Origin of the sequence: Desulfonatronospira sp. MSAO_Bac3, from assembly GCF_003838035.1 — a bacterium.
GTDB classification, from domain to species: Bacteria; Desulfobacterota; Desulfovibrionia; order Desulfovibrionales; family Desulfonatronovibrionaceae; genus Desulfonatronospira; species Desulfonatronospira thiodismutans.
In genome coordinates, this window is sequence record NZ_QYZY01000036.1 from 1 (window position 1) to 2,545 (window position 2,545).

Annotated in this window: 2 protein-coding genes and 1 pseudogene; 1 reads left to right on the forward strand and 2 read right to left on the reverse strand. The window is 52.5% G+C overall.

Going from position 1 to position 2,545, the window contains the following annotated elements; genetic code table 11:
- The coding region (locus D5S03_RS01235) for an ABC1 kinase family protein (protein ID WP_287042439.1) at positions 1 to 1,271 on the reverse strand (1,271 nt) is incomplete at its 3' end.
- Between the two features lie 151 nt (positions 1,272 to 1,422).
- On the opposite strand from D5S03_RS01235, the pseudogene D5S03_RS01240 reads away from it, so the two are divergent.
- Positions 1,423 to 1,524 (forward strand): annotated as a pseudogene (locus D5S03_RS01240) (desulfoferrodoxin FeS4 iron-binding domain-containing protein); the annotation flags it as partial.
- Between the two features lie 273 nt (positions 1,525 to 1,797).
- Here the strand turns inward: D5S03_RS01240 and D5S03_RS01245 are convergent.
- The coding region (locus D5S03_RS01245; RefSeq protein ID WP_287042440.1) for a molybdopterin dinucleotide binding domain-containing protein at positions 1,798 to 2,545 on the reverse strand (748 nt) is incomplete at its 5' end.

Here is a 2,545-nt window from a genome sequence, read left to right on the forward strand (position 1 = left end):
AGAATGGGTTCGGCCTCCCCCACTACATCCAGGTCCGGGTAGAGCATCTTGGCCGTCTGCTCAGCGGTTATCAGGGACTTGATCATTATGGAAAGATCCGATGTCAGCACCCTGCCGTGCTCCCGCAGGGCAGTGGTCAACTCCATCAAAAGCCGGCCCAGGTTGATCTCCTTAAGCGGCATGCGGGTGAAGTGGCTGACGATTTCCAGCACCTCCCCCTGCAGGGCATCCATATTGATGTTTTCCGTGCCCGAGGTAAAGTTGAGCAGAAGCTCGGTAACCTCGTCCACATCGTTTTCCACTATAGCCGCGATGAGGTCTATGAGATCATGGCGCACCTTGGGGGTGAGTCTGCCCACCATGCCCCAGTCCAGGATGATCAGGTTTTCCTCGTCGTCCACAAGGATGTTGCCTGGATGGGGATCGGCATGAAAAAAACCCTGGCCCAGCACCTGGCGCAGGGTGAAGTGCAAAGCGCTTTTTGCCAGTTCTTCCCTGCCTGTAAGCCCGGCAATATCTACGTTCTTCATCTGCGTGCCCTTGCAAAGCTCCATGACCAGCACCTGCGAGGTGCTTAGCTCCGGAAATGTATCCGGAACCCTGAGCCTTTGCTCATTCTTCATCTGAGCCGCAGCCACCTGCATATTGCGCAGCTCGTAGGTGAAGTTGAGTTCGGAAAAAATGAGCTTCTTGATACGCCGCACCAGTTGCGGCAGGTTGTAGACTTTGAAATACTCCATACGCCCGTCCAGCTGCACAGCGATTTTCTCCAGTATCTCCAGATCATTTTTAATGGTCTCTTCAATGCCCGGACGCTGAACCTTCAGGGCCACTTCCCGGCCGTTTTCTCTTAGCCGGGCCCGGTGCACCTGGGCCATGGAGGCTGCAGCCAGGGGCAAAGGATCTATTTCCGAAAAGATATCATCCAGAGGTGCTGCGTAGTTTTTTTCCAGGACCTTTTTTATGTCCTCAAAGTCTTCGGCATGCACATCATCCTGCAGTTTGCTGAGCTCCTTCATCAGCCCTTCGGGAACGATATCCGCCCGCTGGGAAAGGATCTGGCCAAGCTTTATAAACGTAGGTCCAAGCTCCTCCAGTATCTTGCGCACCCGCTCCCAGGTGTGCAGGTCCTCATGCTTTGGCTTGACTTTCTTCAGATACTTGAGCCCCGGTATCTCCAGGCGCTCCACTATGTCGTGGAACCCGTATTTTGCCAGGGTGGTGATAATCTCCCGGAAACGTCCAAGATGTGCAATTGATCTGATGTCCATACAACTCTCCTTAATAATTTTTTTGCAGGTCTTGCCCGGATGGCGACAATGGTTTATAATACTGACTGATCTCACAGCAGTATAGCTGTGCAGATATTGGTCATTCATGCGGATTATCAATCAAACCATCAACTTATGACGGAGGAAAGTCATGCCCGAAACTGGAGAAATCTACAAGTGCGAAATCTGCGGCAATGTTGTTGAAGTCAAGGAAGCCGGAGGCGGCGAACTGGTCTGTTGCGGCCAGCCCATGGTCAAACAGTAATACAGACAGCATAAAACCGGCACAAAAAAACGGCCGCATCCTGGATATGCTCTCCAGAATGCGGCCGCTTACTTATTTTTGGCTTTAAAATCTGCCGCGGGCCACCCCGCAACCTCAATCCCTCAATCCCAGAATCCCTGAATTACTCAATTCCTCAATCCCTCAATCCCTGAATCCCTCAATCCCTCAATCCCTCAATCCCTCAATCCCTCAATCCCAGAATCCCTGAATCCCTCAATTCCTAAATTCACAATCCACAAATCACGCCTTTTCCACCTTTACAAAATGTTCCTGCAGGGCCACTGCACCTCCGGCAGGATCCCAGATGTCCAGGCCGCCTTTCATGAGCCGGTGGTCGGCAACTCCCTTGTTTCTGGCCCTGGTTTCCGCCGGGACGTCACTTCCGAAGCCGTGGACCATGAATACCGCGTCCGGATGCATAAATTCCGTCACATAAGCCTTGATCTTGCCTGAATAACCGTTGGAGCCGCTGACCTTGACTAAGTCATTGTTGCTTATGCCCATTTCCGCGGCTTTTTTGTCGTTGATCCAGAGTTCGTTCTCGGGCATCTGCTCATGCAGGATTGGATTATTCTGGGTATGACCCTGGGTATGTACGCCGCAGCGACCGAAGGTGATCCTGAACCAGCCCTTCTTGGGAGCCTGTTTGTCCTCATACGGCTTAAGAGAAGGAATGCCTGCCTCTTCCCATTTGGGGGCGATTATTTCAATTTTTCCCGAGGCGGTCTTGAACTTGAACTGCTCCCTGGGAAAATAGATGGGCTTGTCAGTTAGAGATACCATGCCGGTGGCCTTGAAGTCCTCAGGTTTTACCCCGGTATCCGCAAGCTGGTAGCGCCAGATGTCTTCGATGGATTCAAAAGCCAGCTTATCCAGACCCATTTTCTGGGACAGGCCGCAGAGTATCTCCCAGTCGGCCCGGGTGTCGTACTTGGGCGGCAGTGCCCTGTGGCGCACAAAGAAATGCGGCTTAAGGCCGTTTTTAGCG